We start from the raw sequence: 20,566 nt of genomic DNA on the forward strand, positions 1-20,566 counted from the left end.
AAAATAGAAACTGCATTTTTAAAATAAACCGCAAAGATAAGGTAAACTCAATGATTTTTCTCCGGCTATGAATATCTCCCCCCGCATTTCGGAACCTCCCCACCACAAAGGTTTGCCTATCCTCGGCAGCACGTTAGGGTTTGTTCGTGATCCCCTGCGTTTTTTACTTTCGTTGCAGGAAAAGTACCCTCGTTTGGCTACTGTCAATCTTTTGGGTCGTAAGATAACCGTACTTCTGACTGCCGAAGATGCCCGTCATGTGTTGCAGGAAAATAATCGCAATTACCACAAAAGCGAAGCCTACAAAATTTTGGCTATTTTTTTAGGCAATGGACTTCTGACGAGCGAAGGTGATTTTTGGCGTCGGCAACGAAAGCTTGCTCAACCGGCATTTTATAAACAACGCCTTGCGCTGATGATCGACATGATGGGACAGGAAACTGCGCAATTGCTCACCGACTGGAAAACGCAGGATCCGGTACGCCCGGTTAACATTAGTCAGGAAATGCTGCGGCTTACGCTCAACATCGTAACAAAGGCGCTTTTCAGTACGGATGTCGGCGACCGCGTGGCCGGAATTTCGGACGCGCTCAACGACATCTTGCATTATGCCGACCGCAGCCTGAAAAGCTTTATCAGGATTCCCCTGCGCTACCCAACGCCCGCCAATGTTCGTTTCCAACGGGCAGTTGCGCAGGTAGAATCTGTGATCTATGTCATTATTCACGAACGCCGGGCTGCACAGGCGCAAAACGAAAATCTACGCTACGATGATTTGCTGGATATGCTCATGAATACCCGCGACGAAGAAACCGGAGAAACCATGTCGGACAGTCAGCTTCGCGACGAGGTTACGACGATATTTATGGCCGGGCACGAAACCACCGCCAATGCACTTTCGTGGGCGTTGTACGTATTGGCCCAACATCCCGAACACGCTCAAAAAATCAGAAACGAAAGTTTTCGGGTGTGGGAAAAGGGAAAGCAACCCGATTTTTCAAAAACCAGAGAACTGACCTACACGCTGCAGGTTGTGCATGAAGTGATGCGGCTGTATCCACCGGCCTGGGTTGTGGGTCGGCGTTCGTTGGGGCAGGATCAGGTGGGGACGTACGATTTTCCGGCTGATTCCTATTTCCTGATTTCGCCCTACACACTGCACCGCCGCGCGGAATATTGGCCACAACCGGATATTTTTATGCCGGAGCGATTTTCGGAGGAGCAGTCCAAAAGCCGGCCAACGTATGCCTACCTGCCGTTTGGCGGTGGGCCACGGCTCTGCATTGGCAACAATTTTGCCCTGCTCGAAATGCAGCTTGTACTGGCACTGATCCTGAGGGATTTTGACGTACAACTTTTGTCTGAAGATCAGCGAGTCAAGCCAGAACCCATGGTAACGCTCCGGCCCGAAAATGGACTTTCGTTGCGGCTTATGCCGAGAAACTAATCATTAAATATCCTGATGGTCAGCCCATTGACAAAGCTGTTGGGCCGTCAGACGGGCGTCGTCGTGTTCGGGAGAAAGAGTACCGGCAAGTGTTCGATCTTCCAGGCCGTGCAGGTAGGCTTTGTCGTAGTAGTTGAGGGTAATGTCGGCTACGGTTGCAAAATCGTTTTGATCCAGCGCTTCCAGAGCCGCTTTCACGTGTTGCCCGCCCAGGCGTTTGCCGATGCGGCGGGTAGCTTCCACAAGCAGAGCTTTATCGTAACAGGCATACTCGCGCACCAAACGCTCAATTCGTTGCTGTTTATCACTTTGGATCATCACGACTGGTGCTTGCTGCATTTGATTCCACAGACTTTGCGGAATGAGGCAGCGGCCTACTTTTCGGCTTTCGTCCTCAATCCATATCCGGCGGGAAGCATCCAAAACGTTCCATTCGGCAAAAACCTCATTTTCAAATTGTTCGGTACTTGGCTGCGGCTCCTGACCAATGGCACCATAGGACGAACCCTTATGATGCGCCAGTGCTTCCAGATCCAGAATTTGCTCTCCCTGCGCCCGGAGCTGATGCAGGATTTCGGTTTTTCCGCTGCCGGTTTTCCCACCCAAAACTACCAGTTTTTTAGGAATAGTCAGACCTTCCAACACCTGCGTTCGGAAAGCTTTGTAGCCTCCTGACAGCGTAGAAACCTTCATTCCAGCGGTTTCGAGCAGCCAACCAAACGAACCGCTGCGCATGCCCCCGCGCCAGCAATGCACCAGAATTTCCTGATTTTGAGCCAGTGGTTTCGACTGCCTGACAAACTGCGCCATTTTTGGTCCTACCAAATCAAGCCCCGCCAGGAAGGCTTCTTCCTGACTAACCTGCTTGTACAACGTTCCAATTTGGGCGCGTTCCTCATTGCTAAACAAAGGAATATTTACCGCACCCGGAATACGGCCTTGCGCAAATTCTGCCGGAGAGCGTACATCAATAACGGTAAGGTGCCGAGCCTTGGTCAAAAAATCAGCAATAGGCAGGGAAGCAGGCATAGAGGGGGTCAAAAATGGAGATAAATTTTATAAAAAACATGCTACTCCAACTCACGCAAATACATCTGAATGGTATTTTCCAATCCAAAATATAGCGCGTCAGAAATGAGAGCATGCCCAATCGAAACTTCATCAAGCCACGGAATATTTTTACGAAGAAAACGTAGATTATCCAAACTCAAATCGTGACCTGCATTTAACCCTAGCCCAACCTGTCGGGCGACTTCTGCGGCACGCACAAAAGGTTCGACAGCCTTTTCAGGATTTTCGTAGAAGTGCAGCGCGTACGGTTCTGTGTACAGTTCCACGCGGTCGGCGCCGCAGACTTTGGCCCCTTCAACCATGGCTTCATCAGCATCTACAAACACCGAAACCCGAATCCCGGCTTCCTTAAACTCCGCCACGAGGTCGGTCAATTGCGCACGGTATGTGAGCGTATCCCAACCGGCATTGGAAGTTATGGCGTTGAGCGTGTCCGGTACAAGCGTGACCTGCGCGGGCAAATTGGCCAGCACCAAATCCACAAATTTCCGTTCCGCCGGATTTCCTTCAATATTAAACTCCGTCGTTACTACTTTTTTCAGATCATACACATCCTGATAGCGAATATGCCGTTCGTCAGGCCGCGGATGCACCGTGATGCCCTCGGCCCCAAAGCGTTCGCAGTCGAGCGCCACTTTTACAACGTTCGGATTGTCGCCTCCGCGCGAGTTACGCAGGGTAGCTATCTTATTTATATTTACACTTAAACGGGTCATGATGGATGGTTTAACAACATTCTTTTAAAAAAACGGGACGAAAACGAATGGCAAAATGGTTGCTGAGTATTTGTACCTTTGTTGCAAAGTTACCTCAATCGAACGCAACAGTCCAACGATTTGTTCGGACGAAGTTTAGCAGGTTTTTCTTTCTGTACGTTTATTGCACCTATCAAAACATCAGTATGTCACTTAAAAGTAAAGTTGAAGAAGGCATCAAAAATGCCATGCGGGCCAAAGATCAGGATACACTCCGGGCGCTGCGCGCAATTAAGTCGCTCATTTTGCTGGAAGAAACCAAAAGCGGCAGCGCCGAGGGCAGCCTTTCGGCCGACGACGAACTTAAACTTCTGACCAAAGCAGCCAAGCAACGGCGCGAGTCTGCCGAAATATATAAGGCACAGGGCCGGGAAGATTTGCTGGTAAAGGAAGAAGCCGAATTAGCCACAATTGAGCAATTTTTACCCAAACAACTTACCGAAGAAGAAGTAAAAGCACGTCTTCAGGACATCATTGCCCGCGTAGGTGCTTCTTCGCCTGCCGACATGGGAAAGGTCATGGGAGTAGCTACCAAAGAATTGGCCGGACAAGCCGATGGCAAGGTAGTTTCGGGTTTGGTAAAAAGTCTGCTTGCCTCCTAAAATTAAACTTAGTTTGTTAAAAATCAATACGTTACGTCCGTAAAAGGTGAAATTACTGGATCTGTTAATTGGTATTCCACTCCTTTGGGGCGCAGTCAATGGCTACCGCAAAGGCCTGCTTGTCGAGATCGTCGGCATTGCTGCCTTTGTGGTAGCGATGATTGTCGGCTTTAAATTTTTGGGGCTCGGCATGGAAATTCTCGAACCACACATTGGCCACACAATGGCCCGGCGAATTTTGCCTTACATTGGGTTTTCCGTTCTGTTTTTTCCGACCGTTTTTTTATTAAATCAATTTGGTTATTCCCTTCGCCGTTCGCTGAAATACTCGTTGTTGGGTACATTCGACAGCCTTGCCGGTGGTGCCGCCGGGCTGTTTACGTGGGTGTTTGGAGCGAGCGTTTTTTTCTGGTTACTCAATACGATGGGCGTCACGATTCCTGAACACCGAACCGAAAATACTTACCTCTACCCTTTTATCGTTCCGGTAGCGCCTACGGTCATTACCACGGCGGTGGAATGGATGCCCGCGGGCAGTCAACTTATCCGCGACTGGAAACAGGACTATTTGTCCGATGACGATTCTACTGCCGTGAACTGAACAAGCCTTGTTTGGTGTTACCAACTCTACCTATTTCATTCAAAATTTTTCTATGAATTCCGCAAAAAATGACATCCGGAAATTATCCGTTGAACAGATAAAAACCTGGCTGTCAGAACGAAATGAACCTGGCTTTCGGGCAAAACAAATTCACGAATGGCTGTGGAAAAAATCGGCTCGTACGTTTAGCGAAATGACCAACCTGTCGCTGCCCCTGCGGCAGTTGCTCGACGAGCATTTTGCGATTCTTGCCCTCACTACCGACAAGCAGCAACACAGTAACGATGGCACCGTAAAGTCGGCATTTAAACTACATGACAACCACATTGTGGAAGGCGTGCTGATTCCGGCCACGGATCGTATGACGGCCTGTGTGAGTAGTCAGGTAGGATGTTCGCTGACCTGTACGTTTTGTGCTACGGGCTACATGGAACGCAAGCGAAATCTCGAAGCAGGAGAAATTTATGATCAAGTCGTGGAAATCGCCCGGCAAGCGCAGGAAAAATTTGCAGCGCCGCTCACCAACATTGTGTACATGGGCATGGGCGAACCTTTGCTTAACTATACCAATGTCCTCAAATCCATCGAACACATTACGTCTCCGCTCGGGTTGGGCATGTCGCCCAAACGCATTACGGTTTCAACTGCCGGTATTGCCAAAATGATCAAAAAGCTGGGCGATGATGACGTTCGGTTTCGACTGGCGCTTTCGCTTCATGCAGCCAACGACACCAAGCGCAATCAGATTATGCCCATCAATGAATCCAATTCTCTAGACAATCTGGCCGAAGCACTTTCTTACTTTTATAAAAAAACCGGCAACCGGATTACGTTTGAATACATTGCTTTCAAAAACTTCAACGATAGTCTTCAGGATGCCAAAGAGCTTTGGGAATTTACGAAGCGCGTACCTGCACGAGTCAATATTATTGAGTACAATCCTATTGCCGAAGCTGCATTTGTAAATACGGGTGCCGACATGCTGGATCAATTTGCAGGCTTCCTCGAAGATCGTGGTGTGACCGTGAGTGTACGCCGAAGCCGTGGCAAAGATATTGATGCTGCCTGCGGGCAATTGGCCAACAAATCGACGATTGATTAACAATTTCTTAACATTGCCCCCCCTCAAAGATTCTGTACTTTTGCCGCAAATCTTGCTAACTAATAGCTAATTAACACTTTTTTACCCCCTTCCTATGTTTGGCTTAGAAACCGACATTTTTCTCCTGCTGGCATTTAGTTTATTTGCCGCCTGTGCTTTCGAATTTGTAAATGGATTTCACGATACGGCTAATGCGGTAGCAACGGTTATTTATACTAACTCTCTGAAACCCAACACCGCTGTGGTTTGGTCGGGCTTCTGCAACTTCCTCGGCGTATTCTTTGGCGGTATAGCCGTAGCCATGGGAATTGTGAATCTTCTACCCGTAGAATTATTGATTGATCAAAACGTCTACCACAGTGTAGCGATGGTACTGGCATTGCTTTTCAGCGCCATCGTCTGGAACCTTGGCACCTGGTATTTTGGTCTGCCAAGTTCCAGTTCTCATACGCTCATCGGCTCTATTTTGGGTGTAGGTTTAGCCTTTACGTTTATGCCCGAAAATACTCGTGGCGCGGGCGTCAACTGGTCAAAAGCCACCGAAATCTTTATTTCACTGATTGTCTCACCTCTATTCGGTTTTTCGTTGGCTATTGTGCTGATGTTCATTTTACGACGTGTGTTGGACAAACCTCTTCGCAACATCGTTTTTAGCGAACCCAAAAAAAATCAGCCTCCACCGAGCTGGATTCGGGGGATTTTGATTGTGACCTGTACGCTTGTCAGTTTTTTTCACGGCTCCAACGATGGTCAAAAGGGAGTAGGTCTTGTGATGCTGATTCTGATCGGAATTACCCCAACCTTCTTTGCCCTTGACAGCAGCAAAGACCCGCTTATGATGCAGGGAAATTTAACCCGCATCGAAACCGTCGTCAACCGGGTTGACACGCTGCTGCTTTCGGCCCGCGACCGTACCGAACTTGCCGAAACCAAGCGGGAGATTAATTCTTTGCAAAGTGAATTAAGCAAGCCGCTGGTTAATAACACTCTTCCCGAAGAAGCCCGGCTCAACGCGCGCCGCTCTTTACTCCTTATTAGTGCCAATATTAAAGACCTGCTCAATAGCGAAACTGCCAACCTGAGCATGGCAGACGTTACGGATCTTAAAGCACAAATTGACGAAAAAGGTGGTTTAAGACGCTTTACTGACTATGCCCCTGATTGGGTAATTCTCATGATTTCGCTTTCGTTAGGTCTTGGAACAATGGTCGGCTGGAAGCGTATTGTGGTTACGATTGGCGAAAAAATCGGAAAGCAGCACCTAACCTACGCACAAGGTGCCTCCGCCGAACTCGTAGCTGCCAGTACCATTGGGGTTTCGTCGTATTTGGGACTTCCCGTAAGTACCACGCACGTACTTTCATCGGGTATTGCCGGAACGATGGTCGCCAACAAAGGTATACGTAACTTACAGGCCGGAACGGTTCGGAATATTGCCATTGCCTGGGCTTTGACACTGCCCGTAACGATGATTCTTTCCGGTACGCTCTATGTATTCTTCCGCTGGATCCTGTAATTAGTTTTTCAGTTTTCTGATCGCAACGGGGACGCAGGGGGTGCGTCTGAAATTAGCCTGCAAAGCCACTCGCTTTTCACTCACGCAACTGGAAGAGCCAACCGTCCGGACGGCTTCTACCCAATACGTTCCCGGCTTAGTGGGAAGGTAAGTTTCGCCTTCCCCGATACTTGACGCCCCCTGATCGGGAGAATCGTACCATCGGGCTACACAGTCCTCGTCAACCTCAACCGTCAGCAAAGGAAGCGATTGACCTTCGCAGCTCATAGTTAACGTCGACATTACCAGCGGAGTAGCCACGGTGCAACTGCACGAGGGAGATTGCAGGAGCGTATCCATGCTGCACGTCTCGGATAATTGGATGGTAATCAGCAGATTTTCACCGTTTGGAATTTCAGTAACTTCATACAGACCGCTTTCAATTTCACGCAGTTTTCCAAAAGAAGGCTGAATCATTTCTCCCAATTCCGGCCTGGTTCTGAACTGCACGTGATACGTATTAGCACCTGCATCACAGGATGGTAGAATCGAAATCGTAAATTCTGGTCGAGGTTCTTTGATGATAAAAATCGTATCGGTGCAGGTTTCTCCCTGATGTTTTGTGGTATAAACAAATCCGTAAACTCCACTTTCGATTAGGTTAGTTATGGTACCATCCTGAGCAGGTACAATCAGTTGGGGATTGGTATCTAACGCACTCCACACACCGCCGGAAGGAAGGCTGGTCAAACTGGTTTTTGTAGCATTAAAACATAGCAATTGATCCTCCCCGGCATTTGGTTTCTGACATCCTTCGCAGGCTTCAACCTCAATTGTCACCGTATCCGAACAAAATCCATTGGATAGTATAAATTTGTATAGGCCGGGAAGGGTCATTCCATTTACTAAACCATTTTCAGAAATAGTGGCAGAAATAGGATTAGAGGTGGCATTTGACCAAACATTGATTCCCTGAGCGACTAACTGAATGGTTGTTGTCAGGCCATTTTCGCCACAAGCTAAAAGCGTATCGTTTCCGGCAACAGGTTTTTCCAAAATCGCTACCGAAACCGTATCGCTGCAACCGTTCAGACTATACACAAAACTAAAATTCCCACTGCCCGGTAAACCAGTCACTTCGCCAGATGCCGAAACGCTGCCGCCCGAAAGCGCCATCCACGTGCCGCCCGCAGGCAGGCCGCTGAGTTGGAGTTGAGCCGGAAGGCCGCAGAAAGAAAGATCATCACCCGCCAAAGGTTTTTCCAAAATCGCTACCGAAACCGTATCGCTGCAACCGTTCAGACTATACACAAAACTAAAATTTCCACTGCCCGGCAAACCCGTCACTTCGCCAGATGCCGAAACGTTGCCGCCCGAAAGCGCCGTCCACATACCGCCCGAAGGCAGGCCGCTGAGTTGAAGTTGAGCCGGAAGGCCGCAGAAGGAAAGGTCGTTTCCGGCAACAGGTTTTTCCAAAATCGCTACCAAAACCGTATCGCTGCAACCGTTGAAACTATACACAAAACTAAATTTCCCGCTGCCCGGCAAACCCGTCACTTCACCCAAAGCCGAAACGTTGCCGCCCGAAAGCGCCGTCCACGTGCCGCCCGCAGGCAGGCCGCTGAGTTGAAGTTGAGCCGGAAGGCCGCAGAAGGAAAGGTCGTTTCCGGCAACAGGTTTTTCCAAAATCGCTACCGAAACCGTATCGCTGCAACCGTTCAGGCTATATACAAAACTGAAATTTCCGCTGCCCGGCAAACCCGTCACTTCGCCAGATGCCGAAACGCTACCGCCCGAAAGCGCCGTCCACGTACCGCCCGCAGGCAGGCCGCTGAGTTGTAGTTGAGCAGGAAGGCCGCAGAAGGTGAGATCATTTCCGGCAACAGGTTTTTCCAAAATCGCTACCGAAACAGTATCGCTGCATCCGTTGAAACTATACACAAAACTAAAATTCCCACTGCCCGGCAAACCCGTCACTTCACCAGATGCCGAGACGCTGCCGCCCAAAAGCGCCGTCCACGTACCGCCCGCAGGCAGGCCGCTGAGTTGTAGTTGAGCAGGAAGGCCGCAGAAGGTGAGATCATTTCCGGCAACAGGTTTTTCCAAAATCGCTACCGAAACAGTATCGCTGCATCCGTTGAAACTATACACAAAACTAAAATTCCCACTGCCCGGCAAACCCGTCACTTCACCAGATGCCGAGACGCTGCCGCCCAAAAGCGCCGTCCACGTACCGCCCGCAGGCAGGCCGCTGAGTTGTAGTTGAGCAGGAAGGCCGCAGAAGGTGAGATCATTTCCGGCAACAGGTTTTTCCAAAATCGCTACCGAAACAGTATCGCTGCAACCGTTCAGGCTATATACAAAACTAAAATTCCCACTGCCCGGCAAACCCGTCACTTCGCCAGATGCCGAGACGCTACCGCCCGAAAGCGCCATCCACGTGCCGCCCGAAGGCAGGCCGTTGAGTTGGATTTGAGCGGGAAGGCCGCAGAACGAAAGGTCGTTTCCCGCCATAGGTTTTTCCAAAATCGCTACCAAAACCGTATCGCTGCAACCGTTCAGACTATACACAAAACTAAAATTCCCGCTGCCCGGCAAACCTGTCACTTCGCCCGAAGCCGACACGTTGCCGCCCGAAAGTGCCGTCCACGTACCGCCCGAAGGCAGGCCGCTGAGTTGTAGTTGAGCCGGAAGGCCGCAGAACGAAAGGTCGTTTCCGGCAACAGGTTTTTCCAAAATCGCTATTGAAACCGTATCGCTGCATCCGTTGAAACTATACACAAAACTAAAATTTCCACTGCCCGGCAAACCCGTCACTTCGCCCGAAGCCGACACGTTGCCGCCCGAAAGCGCCATCCACGTGCCGCCCGCAGGCAGGCCGCTGAGTTGAAGCTGAGAAGGAAGGCCGCAGAACGAAAGGTCGTTTCCCGCCATAGGTTTTTCCAAAATCGCCACCGAAACCGTATCGCTGCAACCGTTGAAACTATACACAAAACTGAAATTGCCACTGCCCGGCAAACCCGTCACTTCACCCGAAGCCGAGACGCTACCGCCCGAAAGCGCCGTCCACGTGCCGCCCGAAGGTTGACCGGTTAGTTGGATTTGAGCGGGAAGGCCGCAGAAGGAAAGGTCGTTTCCCGCCAAAGGTTTTTCTACGATTGCGACCGAAACCGTATCGCTGCATCCATTCAGACTATACACAAAACTAAAATTCCCACTGCCCGGCAAACCCGTCACTTCGCCAGATGCCGAGACGCTGCCGCCCGAAAGCGCCATCCACGTGCCGCCCGAAGGCAGGCCGCTAAGTTGTAGTTGAGCGGGAAGGCCGCAGAACGAAAGGTCGTTTCCGGCAACAGGTTTTTCCAAAATCGCCACCGAAACCGTATCGCTGCATCCGTTGAAACTATATACAAAACTAAAATTCCCACTGCCCGGTAAACCAGTCACTTCGCCAGATGCCGAAACGTTGCCGCCCGAAAGTGCTGTCCACGTGCCGCCCGAAGGCAGGCCGCTGAGTTGTAGTTGAGCGGGAAGGCCGCAGAACGAAAGGTCATTTCCGGCAACAGGTTTTTCCAAAATCGCTATTGAAACCGTATCGCTGCAACCGTTCAAGCTATATACAAAACTAAAATTTCCACTGCCCGGCAAACCCGTTACTTCACCCAAAGCCGAAACGTTGCCGCCCGAAAGCGCCGTCCACGTGCCGCCCGAAGGCAGGCCGGTTAGTTGGATTTGAGCGGGAAGGCCGCAGAACGAAAGGTCGTTTCCCGCCATAGGTTTTTCCATAATCGCTACCGAAACAGTATCGCTGCAACCGTTCAGGCTATACACAAAACTAAAATTTCCGCTACCCGGCAAACCCGTCACTTCGCCCGAAGCCGAGACGCTGCCGCCCGAAAGCGCCATCCACGTGCCGCCCGCAGGCAGGCCGCTGAGTTGTAGTTGAGCGGGAAGGCCGCAGAACGAAAGGTCGTTTCCCGCCAAAGGTTTTTCTACGATTGCGACCGAAACCGTATCGCTGCAACCGTTCAGACTATACACAAAACTAAAATTCCCACTGCCCGGCAAACCCGTCACTTCACCAGATGCCGAAACGTTGCCGCCCGAAAGCGCCGTCCACGTGCCGCCCGAAGGCAGGCCGCTGAGTTGGATTTGAGCGGGAAGGCCGCAGAACGAAAGGTCGTTTCCGGCATCGGGATTGATACAAAACACTTCATTGGCAATAACATCAGGCGGAATGGGAACAATCTGAGACAACAGGTCAGACGTCAGCACTTCATTCCATAATTTTGCCGCCATTTCCTGCCCAAACGCATTAAAATGCAGCCCATCCGTACGGCCATTTTCGCCAATCTGATTTAAATCCGGTCCGGGAAAAACCGTAGAAGTGGAGGCAATCACCTGGTTTTGAGCATCCACGATCCAGCTTTTTATATTTTGATTATAAGCAGCTTTTGCTACCACCCACGCTAAATCGTTCCGCTGACTAATCTGTCGGGTACGCTCAATTATTTTTTCATAAAAAAAACGAACGCTATCCGTTCCATAATCTACATCGTTAATCCCATGCGAAGATAACACCCCTCGAAGCCCTGTGAGTGGCACGTATTTTTCCAGGACATTCTGAATATTTACAAATGGAAACCGCAGATTTGAATTAATAAACCCATGGTCAAACGGAATAGAATACGCTGATTTATAAGTCATTGCCAGATTACTACCGCCAAAAGCGGTGCTATAAAAAAGAACGGGGACATTCAGCTTTTTGACCAAACTATCCCCCAACTGACTCCAATACCAGGGATATTCGCCAAAGGGAGAAATACCGCAGGTTTCGCACAACTGACTAAACTGCGTGGGCAATACATCCTGACTAGCCGTTTGAAGGTAGGTTGAAAAATCGGGATGGCTGTTATTGAAATTTATGGTACTGACCCGGCTTTCGGAAGCTGCCCGGCTATTGCTTGACCCACCCGAAGCATTGGAGTGCCCCACGATCATAAACACCTCGCCAATTCCGATGGGTTCTACAATCGTTGAATTCCCAACGGGCTGATTTGCCAGCATTCCCCGAACTTCCATGCGGTACCATCCGGCCGTCAGGGTGACGGCACCCAAGAAAGTACCTCCTTGCGGGTTGTACTGAATCGGTAACCAATCGGTAGAAATTCCCGGACCGGGATCCTGCACCGTAAATCGGGCCTCTACACGATCAATTGGTGCGGAGAATGTACCACTGACCTGTATCTTGGCTACGTTGGCGTTATTTCGCTGATAAACGATATGATTGGTGGGAAAATCCACCAGGATTTGACTTTTGCCGGTAAGCGATAGCAGCAGCAGGTAACCTGCAAAAATTGCAGGCGTTATGAAGGTAGAAACTTTCATAGAGGGTTTGTGTGTAGTATTCTGTTGAGTATGTGTGTAATGTCACCAGAAAGTCCACAAAATCCTTACCCTCAACCCTCGCCTTCCGGTCTCTTGATTTTTGCTATTTTTACTTTGACAGCTAAACCTTCGGGGTTTTGCAGACAAAAATCTCCATAAAAAGTATTCTAAACACTAAATTTTCAAATAGAAATTTTTACCAGCAATTGAACTGCTAAAAGCATTACATTATATGCAAGCATCGTGCCATTATTTCATACCCCCCCCCCTTTTTGTCTAGCCTGACATGCTAATTTTAATTGCGTATCCAAAAGCCCTCTCAACTTATTATTTTTGTTAAATTTTAAACATCTCTGTGAATATATCTTTCCCTCTCTTTCGCCTCCCACTGCTCTTGATTTTTGCAGGTAGTTCTTTGATTCTGTCCTGCACACAAGACCATACGCCTACCGAAGCGGATGCCGCCCTGGCTACTCAACATTGTACAAGTTGCCACGCTTTTGCTGGTCCGGAACTGCTCCCGCGTGACACCTGGGAAAAGAGCGTATTGCCCTACATGGCGCTTCGGATGGGAGTTAAAAGTGAGATTGCGGAGATGGATTCTCTGAATGAGCTTGAACTGCAACTTGAACCACCCAAACCGCTGATTTCCGAAGAAGACTGGGCGCGTATCAAAAACTATTATCTCGCTCTTGCCCCCGAAAAATTAGAAGAGAAGACAATTCCGCCCCTCGAAATGCAACGCGGGCAGTTTGAACTCAAACGCGGGCAGCTGTTTTCGGAGAAAATGACTAATATTTCCTGCGTAAAAATCGATCCTGAAAGACAGGTTGTGTATGCCTGCGACGATGCAAACGGGGAGATTTGGGCACTGTCGCCGGGTGGTTTGCCCAAAAACAGGTACGGCAACCAACTAGCCGTAAGTAATATTGAGCTCACAAAAAAAGGACTTTTGGTAACCTACATTGGCCCTTCGGTCGGGATTACGGTGCATCCCAATGGCTTTTCTCAGCTAGTGGATGTACAGGAAAATGCTGCTCAAAATGCCAATCTGATGCTAACCAAACTCTACCGCCCGACGCAAACGTTACCCGTAGACCTGAACAATGACGGCCTGGAAGAACTCGTAACCTGCGAATTTGGCGTGATTGAAGGCAGCTTTTCCGTGTGGTATCCCCAAACTAATGGTACGTATCGCAAAAAAATACTTAGCCCGACGCCGGGTGCCATTCGGGCAGAAGTGGTGGACTGGGATCGGGATGGGCGTAAGGATCTGGTTGTGCTGTTTGCACAGGGCGATGAGCGGTTGATGCTGTATCGAAATACCGGAAATGATACGTTTGAAGAAAAAATGCTAATGCGATTTCCGCCGGTGTACGGATCAAGCTATTTTGAATTGGCGGATCTGAATGGCGACGGGCGACTGGATATTTTGTATACCTGCGGCGATAATGCTGATTATTCCCGCATCTTGAAACCCTACCACGGCGTGTATGCCTTCGAGCAAAAACCTGATGGCGATTTTCGGCAAAAATTTCATTTCCCACTACATGGCGCTTACAAGGCCGTGGCGCGCGACTTCGATGGCGATGGCGATCAGGATATTGTGGCGATTGCGTATTTTGGTCACTACGACTCCAAAACTCCCAATGATTTGGTGTATCTCGAAAATCGGGAAGGGAAATTTGCCCCACAGCTTCTGCCCGGTATTGGCCGCGGGCGCTGGATGTGCCTCGATGCGGCGGATCTTGACGGCGACGGCGATGACGATATTGCCCTAGGCAGCCATCCCGTCGGCCTGATGCCCGGAGGTTTTAGGAAAGACTGGAGCAGCGGGCCGGGCGTCATTTTTTTGATTAATCAACAAAAATAATATTGCCCGTACTGCCTCTTAACCGCATGAAAGAGGTCTTTTAGAGAGAATTTGGGAATATTTGTATCTTCGGCTTTGTTATATATCCAATAATTGGACTTTGTATCAAAAAGAACTGACTGCCGTATTGTATTTTAATAAACCATCGTTACACGAACCTGGCTCGAATTTTTTAAACACACAATGACACAAATCGCTGAACAGATAGCACGTTTTGGCTACGTAAATGAACCCATTGCCGCCGACCTGGATTTGATTGAAGAGATCAATCGGTTAAAAAAAGAAAAAAATGCCGTCATTCTGGCGCACTACTACGTAGATGGCGCTATTCAGGATCTGGCCGATTACATTGGCGACAGCCTGGGACTTTCGCAGCAGGCCGCCGCTACGCCCGCCGACATGATCGTGTTTTGCGGGGTGCATTTTATGGGTGAAACCGCCAAAGTTCTGAGCCCGCAAAAGAAGGTGGTAATTCCGGATCTTAACGCCGGCTGCTCGTTGGCAGACTCCGCCCCGGCCGATAAATTTGCAGCCTTCAAGGCGCAGCATCCCGACCACATCGTCATCAGCTACATCAATTGTTCGGCAGAAATAAAGGCACTCACGGACATCGTCTGCACATCTTCCAATGCGCTGCACATTGTCAATAGTTTGCCCAAAGATCAGAAAATCATATTTGCGCCTGATGCCAATTTGGGGCGGTATGTAGCTCAGAAAACGGGTCGTGATATGGTGCTTTGGGACGGTGCCTGCATTGTTCATATTGATATTTCGCGCGAAAAACTCCAAAAATTGCGTGAAGAAAATCCGGACGCGCTGCTCATTGCTCATCCCGAATGTAAGGAAGATATTCTACTGCAAGCCGACTTTGTGAGCTCAACGACGGGTTTGTTAAAATTTGTGGAAACGTCTGATCATCAAAAGTTTATTGTCGCAACCGAAGCCGGAATCTTACACAAGATGAAGCAGGCAGTTCCGCACAAAAAGCTGATTCCGGCGCCCGCCACCGACAACAATACCTGCGCCTGCTCGGAATGTCCCTACATGAAAATGAACACGCTGGAAAAAGTGTATAACGCGCTGCTCTACGAACAACCCGAAATTATTGTTCCCGAAGACATCCGCCTCAAAGCCTACGATTCGGTAGCCCGAATGCTGGAATTGAGCAAAGGAATTTAGATCAAATTATTCCTTTTTCCATGAACTATATACTGCCGGTTCTGATCCTGATCGCAAGTATTGGCAGCGGCTGTAAGCGTTCGTCCGAATTTACGCCCGAAGCCCGCGAGCGATTGCTGGCAAACAAACGATGGCATATTGAGGAAATCCGGATGAACGAAGCTCCCGTTTTCAAAGAAGGCAAACACCTGCCGCACATCAGTGGCGTCCGGTTTGATCAACACATGGACTGGATTGAATTTGCGCCCGATGGAAGCTGCAAAGGGCATTTTACCGAAACTGACGACATCCGCGATTTTCAGTGGAAAGAATATCCGGTTCAAAATGTACTAGCACTTCGCGATTCCGTTACAAAAACCGGCGGCTGGAATATTTATCCACGAAATGTGTACGAAGATTCGTTTGAAATGGAAACCCGCAGCACGGTCTATGATCCGCCCCGGGTATCGAAACTAAGCCTGAGGTTTGTACGCCGGGAGTTTTAAAAATAATTTTTGAAAAAATAATTTAGAAGAAAATTATGCCCCAATTCGATTTTCTGATCATAGGTTCCGGCATAGCCGGACTGAGCTATGCCGCCAAACTCGCCCGACATTTTGAAGGTAATCAGGATATTTCTATTGCCGTGATTACCAAAGTACAGGCCGACGAAACCAACACCAAATACGCGCAGGGAGGCATTGCGGCCGTTTGGGCAGAGTCCGATTCTTTTGAAAAACACATTGAAGATACAATGGACGCCGGAGACGCTATCAACAAGCGTTCGGTGGTCGAAATTGTGGTTAAAGAAGGCCCTCAACGCATTCAGGAACTGATTGACTACGGCACCCGATTTGACAAAGAACATAGCGGTGAGTATGATTTAGCCAAGGAAGGCGGCCACTCCGACCACCGGATTTTACACTACAAAGACGTGACCGGAGCCGAAATTGAGCGTGCCCTGCTCGAAGAAGTAAAACGGCATCCGAATATTGAGATTTTTACGCATTACTATGCCGTAGAACTTATCACTCAACATCATTTAGGCGAAACGGTTTATCGCTATCGCGAAGATATTCAGTGCTTTGGGGCTTATGTACTAAACCGGGAAACGGGCGCTGTGGAGAAGTTTTTGGCCAAAACTACCCTTGTCGCAACCGGCGGCATCGGCAATATTTACCAAAGCACCACCAATCCTACGATTGCTACCGGTGACGGTATTGCGATGGTGTACCGCGCCAAGGGCATTTGTGATAACATGGAGTTTATTCAGTTTCACCCGACAAGCCTGTTTCAGCCCGGCAAAAAACCCTCGTTCCTGATTTCAGAAGCTGTTCGGGGATTTGGGGGAATCCTGAAACACGCCGATGGAAGTACGTTTATGGAGTACTACGACGACCGCCTTTCGCTCGCACCACGCGACATTGTGGCCCGGGCGATTGACTCCGAAATGAAAAAACGAGGCGTCGAGCACGTATATCTTGATGTGCGGCATTGTGACTACGAAAAGTTTCTGGAACATTTTCCGAATATCACCGAATACTGCCTGCATGCCGGAATTGACGTGCGCAAAGACATGATTCCGGTGGTGCCTGCGCAGCATTATATGTGCGGCGGAATCAAGGTAAATGAGTGGGGCCAAACTAATATTCAGTTTTTGTATGCCGTAGGAGAATGCGCCGCTACGGGCCTGCACGGCGCCAACCGACTGGCTTCCAACTCGTTGCTGGAAGCAGCCGTGTTTGGTCATCGTGCCTACCTGAGCACCGTGGAGCACTACGCACAGGCGGCGATTCGCGAGGAAATTCCGGAATGGGACGACTCCGGCACGACGCATCCCGAAGAGCAGGTATTGGTTACAGAAATGACCCGCGAGCTCAACAGCATTATGTCAAATTACGTAGGAATTGTTCGTACCAATCGGCGGATGAAGCGGGCCTACGATCGTTTGCAACTGCTTCACGAAGAGCACGAACAGCTCTACCGCGAATCGAAAGTTTCCGTCGCCATCTGCGAACTCCGAAACATGATTACGGTCTCATATCTTGTACTAAAAATGGCGATGGCCCGGCGCGAAAATGTAGGGCTGCACTATAATCTTGATAATTTTAAGTAGTAAAAAGACCCGGTGATTTAAGATTTTCACCGGGTCTTTTTTTAAAATTCCAGGCGATAATTCAATACTGGAATTAGGCCCGTCTGCGTAATTATCTGTACTTCGGCAGTAGTCGGGTTGTAATACTGCGAAAAAGCATTGAGTCGGTTGGTTACGTTCTGTAAATCCAGGGAAAGAGTAGACGTGGTATGCGCGCCATTTTTGGTAAAACTCACCCGCACGTCAGTTCGGAAATAATCAGGAAGTTGCTCTTCAAAGCTTCGGTTCCAGTCATATACCGCCTTACCTGCCACTTTGGATTGGGCAATATCAATCGGCACGACCCGGTTTCCTCCCGCCCAAACGCCCTTGATGTTGCACGCAAAAACATTCGTTTTGGTTCGCCCGACATTCCATTCTTTTCCAGCCAGAATATTCTGAACATACTTTGCATTAAATCGCGTATTGCGTTCTACCCCGTCTCTTGCGGTGTAAGTTGACTCGAAAAGGGACGTTGTGCTGAGCAGATAGAATCCGTTGGTCAAAAACTTTTCTACGGTCAATTCTACACCCTGACTTTTTCCTGTTCCTTCGGATGCCAGAGAATCGGTGGAATACCCGCCCATTTCGTTGAGCAGAGAACCTGCCAACAAATCAGGACGCAGGGTCGTTGGCGGCCCGATGGGTACCCGGTCGTGTTTTTGAAGATAGGCCTCCGTCTGCAAGCGCCAACTGGCAGCCGGGCGAAACTCATAGCCCGCCACCAAATGCTTTGAACGGCTCAGCCGTAAGTCTTTATTTACCGGCGCATAGTCACCCGTTGAGGTATTTACCAGCGCCAAATAAGTCGAAATTGCTTCGGTCCGGCTGTGCAGTCCCGCTCCCAGACTCAGCGTATGTTTTGGCGCAAGCGCCCACCGCATCCCGATCCGGGGTTCGATGGAGGCCTGATTGTTTAGGAGCAGCCCAAGCGCATGCAGGCCCGTATTGAGCGTTAGTGTGGGCGTTACCCGGTATTTCCACTGCGCAAAGCCCTGCATCAGCTGCGTATTTCCCCGTTGATTTATCAGGATGCGGGACGAATCTTTTTCCTCTTCCTTATCTTGCAAGTTAAAATATAACTGACTCGCAATCAAACCCGTGCGAATCGTGTGCCGGGCATTTAGCTTGTGCTGATAATTTACCGTCAGACGGATGGCCTGATTGGTAAAATTTTCTTCGTTGCGGGTCAGAGTTTCGGAATTCTGGAAATCGTCGGTTTGTCGGGTGGCCGAATACGACACGATGGTTTCGATGAATGAGCGGGACGAGAGATTACGAAGGTAGTTTACTCCGGCCACGGCCCGGTCCGACTTGTAGTTTTCTGTAAAAGTACTTTCCACAACTTTCTGTGAACTCAGGCCACCCATTCCCCAAATAGACAGCACGGCTTGTTTTTTTTGGGGCAGGAAGATTTTAAAAGCCCCATCCTGAAAGTTGGTGGCGGCATCTCCCGCAATTCTCAGCCCGGCCGTTCGCAAAATCGACAGCGTGGAATAGCGGTAATTGACCAGATAAGAAGAGCCTTTTGCCCGTTGAATCGGTCCTTCGGCGGCAAAATCCAGTCCAAGCACACCTGCCTGAAAGGCGTATTCTCTCTTTTCAGAATTCCCTTTTCGCAATTTCAAATCAAAAACTCCTGATGTCGCATTCCCATATTCAGCCGGAAAAGCACCGGTCAGGAAATCTGAGTTGCCGAGTACATTTACACTCAATGCGCTGATTGCGCCACCGCCCGAGCCTTCTACCGCAAAATGGTTCGGATTCGGAATTTCGACGCCTTCCATGCGCCAAAGCAAACCTTTGGGACTGTTTCCCCGAATAATAATCTGATTATTTCCATCGTCATTGGTACTGACTCCCGCAAAAGACAACGCCATACGCGCCGGGTCGTTGACCGCCGCCGCGTAGCGTTTGGCCTGATCGACACTAAACGACCGCGCACTTACGCTCACCATGTCGTTCAGCGCCTCGCCGTTTTCTTTCTGCGCTTTAATCACTACTTCATCGAGTGTATGAAGTGCCTCGGTGAGTTTTAGCAGGAGTTCCACTTCTTTACCCGCTCCCACGGCTATTTCCTGCAAAATTGCATCCTCATAGCCCACTCCACTGCACCGAATCGAATGTCGGCCAACGGGAACATTGGCCATACTAAAATATCCGTTTGCATCAGCGGCGCTGCCTATAACCGGACTAACGCTGCTGATCACGACGTAGGCACCCACCACCGGCTGCCCCGACTCAGCATCCAAAACCCGCCCCTTTACCCGCTGCGTTGGGGTTTGGGCATACGCATTCAGAAGGCCCGTGCTGGCCGTCAGGAGAAACATTAAAATTTTCATGGCTAAATTACATCAGTTTCTCCCTTGACAATCCAATCGGGACTTACCCTGCTTTTTTTTGAAATAGTTATGGGGGTGGTGGTGGAAAATAGAATAGCCGTCTGGCTGAGTATAGCTTTGGGGAAATTTTCTACAAATAGTGGGCTGGGTTGGAATACTTCCGCACTGAAGGCCCTATCCGAGGCCGTTAGTTACAGGGTATGCTGAAAAAATAAAAAAGTTGTTGGTGAAAAACACTAACGAAGGCACAAAGTCAATATTTGTAAGTGTGCAAAATAAAATTATAAAATTATTATATCTGATGGCGGCAGATCTTTTACTGCTTGTTTAGACCTTACTATTGATAAAATATATTCAATACTATGGTTCACTTTCTTTACCTTAAAATAATCTACTATACCATAATCACAGCTATATAAATAAATTACTTTGGTTTTTTGTCCATTCACTATTGTCATTTTATATTCTCTAATTGAACTAGGCATTTAGGCAATAATAAATTTGTAGGGCAATGGTGCTGCTTTTACTAATCTATTGATAAGGTTTTCAAATATTCCCTCTTTCATTTTATGCCTATTATATCGGTAGGTATATTCAT

At 49.1% G+C, this 20,566-nt stretch carries 13 protein-coding genes and 1 pseudogene; 9 read left to right on the plus strand and 5 right to left on the minus strand.

All coding sequences use genetic code 11. The annotated features are described in order from the left end of the window. Positions 1 to 67: 67 nt before the first annotated feature. On the plus strand, positions 68 to 1,447 hold the full coding sequence (locus EZE20_RS09960) for a cytochrome P450 (protein WP_132117075.1): 1,380 nt from the start codon (positions 68 to 70) through the stop codon (positions 1,445 to 1,447). A gap of 3 nt (positions 1,448 to 1,450) precedes the next feature. Here the strand turns inward: EZE20_RS09960 and mnmH are convergent, their stop codons facing one another. Together mnmH and EZE20_RS09970 are read right to left on the minus strand one after the other, a co-directional pair. Next, complete coding sequence (gene mnmH / locus EZE20_RS09965; protein ID WP_132117077.1) at positions 1,451 to 2,476, minus strand: tRNA 2-selenouridine(34) synthase MnmH; 1,026 nt, start codon at positions 2,474 to 2,476, stop codon at positions 1,451 to 1,453. A 41-nt stretch (positions 2,477 to 2,517) separates the two neighbouring features. Further along, positions 2,518 to 3,234, minus strand: a complete 717-nt coding sequence (locus EZE20_RS09970; RefSeq protein ID WP_132117079.1) for a pyridoxine 5'-phosphate synthase — start codon at positions 3,232 to 3,234, stop codon at positions 2,518 to 2,520. A gap of 185 nt (positions 3,235 to 3,419) precedes the next feature. On the opposite strand from EZE20_RS09970, the gene EZE20_RS09975 reads away from it, so the two are divergent. The 4 genes from EZE20_RS09975 to EZE20_RS09990 all read left to right on the plus strand — a co-directional run bounded on the left by EZE20_RS09975 (position 3,420) and on the right by EZE20_RS09990 (position 7,094). Continuing rightward, the gene (locus EZE20_RS09975) at positions 3,420 to 3,875 is read left to right on the plus strand and encodes a GatB/YqeY domain-containing protein (RefSeq protein ID WP_132117081.1); all 456 of its coding nucleotides are present in this window, start codon (positions 3,420 to 3,422) and stop codon (positions 3,873 to 3,875) included. 46 nt (positions 3,876 to 3,921) lie between these two features. Next, positions 3,922 to 4,476: a CvpA family protein gene (locus EZE20_RS09980; RefSeq protein ID WP_132117083.1), complete on the plus strand. Its 555-nt coding sequence runs from the start codon at positions 3,922 to 3,924 to the stop codon at positions 4,474 to 4,476. Between the two features lie 52 nt (positions 4,477 to 4,528). Next, positions 4,529 to 5,578, plus strand: a complete 1,050-nt coding sequence (rlmN, locus tag EZE20_RS09985) for a 23S rRNA (adenine(2503)-C(2))-methyltransferase RlmN (protein ID WP_132117085.1) — start codon at positions 4,529 to 4,531, stop codon at positions 5,576 to 5,578. Positions 5,579 to 5,672: 94 nt separating this feature from the next. Next, a complete protein-coding gene (locus EZE20_RS09990) occupies positions 5,673 to 7,094 on the plus strand; it encodes an inorganic phosphate transporter (protein ID WP_132117087.1) in 1,422 nt (473 codons plus the stop codon). Here the strand turns inward: EZE20_RS09990 and EZE20_RS09995 are convergent, their stop codons facing one another. Further along, a complete protein-coding gene (locus EZE20_RS09995; protein WP_132117089.1) occupies positions 7,095 to 12,461 on the minus strand; it encodes an SGNH/GDSL hydrolase family protein in 5,367 nt (1,788 codons plus the stop codon). 355 nt (positions 12,462 to 12,816) lie between these two features. Between EZE20_RS09995 and EZE20_RS10000 the strand changes: the two genes are divergently transcribed. The 4 genes from EZE20_RS10000 to nadB all read left to right on the plus strand — a co-directional run bounded on the left by EZE20_RS10000 (position 12,817) and on the right by nadB (position 17,608). Further along, a complete protein-coding gene (locus tag EZE20_RS10000; RefSeq protein WP_132117091.1) occupies positions 12,817 to 14,334 on the plus strand; it encodes an FG-GAP repeat domain-containing protein in 1,518 nt (505 codons plus the stop codon). A 183-nt stretch (positions 14,335 to 14,517) separates the two neighbouring features. Further along, positions 14,518 to 15,513, plus strand: coding sequence for a quinolinate synthase NadA (gene nadA, locus EZE20_RS10005; protein ID WP_132117093.1), 996 nt, complete (start codon positions 14,518 to 14,520; stop codon positions 15,511 to 15,513). Positions 15,514 to 15,533: 20 nt separating this feature from the next. Further along, positions 15,534 to 15,998 carry a hypothetical protein gene (locus tag EZE20_RS10010; protein WP_132117095.1) on the plus strand — a complete coding sequence of 155 codons (465 nt, stop codon included), beginning with the start codon at positions 15,534 to 15,536 and terminating at the stop codon, positions 15,996 to 15,998. A gap of 35 nt (positions 15,999 to 16,033) precedes the next feature. Beyond that, positions 16,034 to 17,608 (plus strand): L-aspartate oxidase, encoded by a 1,575-nt coding sequence (nadB, locus tag EZE20_RS10015; protein WP_132117097.1) that lies wholly within the window; start codon positions 16,034 to 16,036, stop codon positions 17,606 to 17,608. 41 nt (positions 17,609 to 17,649) lie between these two features. On the opposite strand, the gene EZE20_RS10020 is transcribed toward nadB, so the two are convergent. Further along, positions 17,650 to 19,968 (minus strand): TonB-dependent receptor, encoded by a 2,319-nt coding sequence (locus tag EZE20_RS10020; protein ID WP_228713668.1) that lies wholly within the window; start codon positions 19,966 to 19,968, stop codon positions 17,650 to 17,652. A 485-nt stretch (positions 19,969 to 20,453) separates the two neighbouring features. Further along, positions 20,454 to 20,566 (minus strand): annotated as a pseudogene (locus tag EZE20_RS24380) (IS1595 family transposase); the annotation flags it as partial.

This window comes from Arundinibacter roseus (genome assembly GCF_004348825.1).
Lineage (GTDB): Bacteria > Bacteroidota > Bacteroidia > Cytophagales > Spirosomataceae > Arundinibacter > Arundinibacter roseus.

Coding starts and splice junctions, on each gene's coding strand:
- EZE20_RS09960 (WP_132117075.1), top strand. CDS start 68: ATGAATATCTCCCCCCGCATTTCGGAACCTCCCCACCACAAAGGTTTG.
- EZE20_RS10010 (WP_132117095.1), top strand. CDS start 15,534: ATGAACTATATACTGCCGGTTCTGATCCTGATCGCAAGTATTGGCAGC.
- EZE20_RS09990 (WP_132117087.1), top strand. CDS start 5,673: ATGTTTGGCTTAGAAACCGACATTTTTCTCCTGCTGGCATTTAGTTTA.
- nadB (WP_132117097.1), top strand. CDS start 16,034: ATGCCCCAATTCGATTTTCTGATCATAGGTTCCGGCATAGCCGGACTG.
- mnmH (WP_132117077.1), bottom strand. CDS start 2,476: ATGCCTGCTTCCCTGCCTATTGCTGATTTTTTGACCAAGGCTCGGCAC.
- EZE20_RS10020 (WP_228713668.1), bottom strand. CDS start 19,968: ATGAAAATTTTAATGTTTCTCCTGACGGCCAGCACGGGCCTTCTGAAT.
- EZE20_RS09995 (WP_132117089.1), bottom strand. CDS start 12,461: ATGAAAGTTTCTACCTTCATAACGCCTGCAATTTTTGCAGGTTACCTG.
- rlmN (WP_132117085.1), top strand. CDS start 4,529: ATGAATTCCGCAAAAAATGACATCCGGAAATTATCCGTTGAACAGATA.
- EZE20_RS09970 (WP_132117079.1), bottom strand. CDS start 3,234: ATGACCCGTTTAAGTGTAAATATAAATAAGATAGCTACCCTGCGTAAC.
- nadA (WP_132117093.1), top strand. CDS start 14,518: ATGACACAAATCGCTGAACAGATAGCACGTTTTGGCTACGTAAATGAA.
- EZE20_RS09975 (WP_132117081.1), top strand. CDS start 3,420: ATGTCACTTAAAAGTAAAGTTGAAGAAGGCATCAAAAATGCCATGCGG.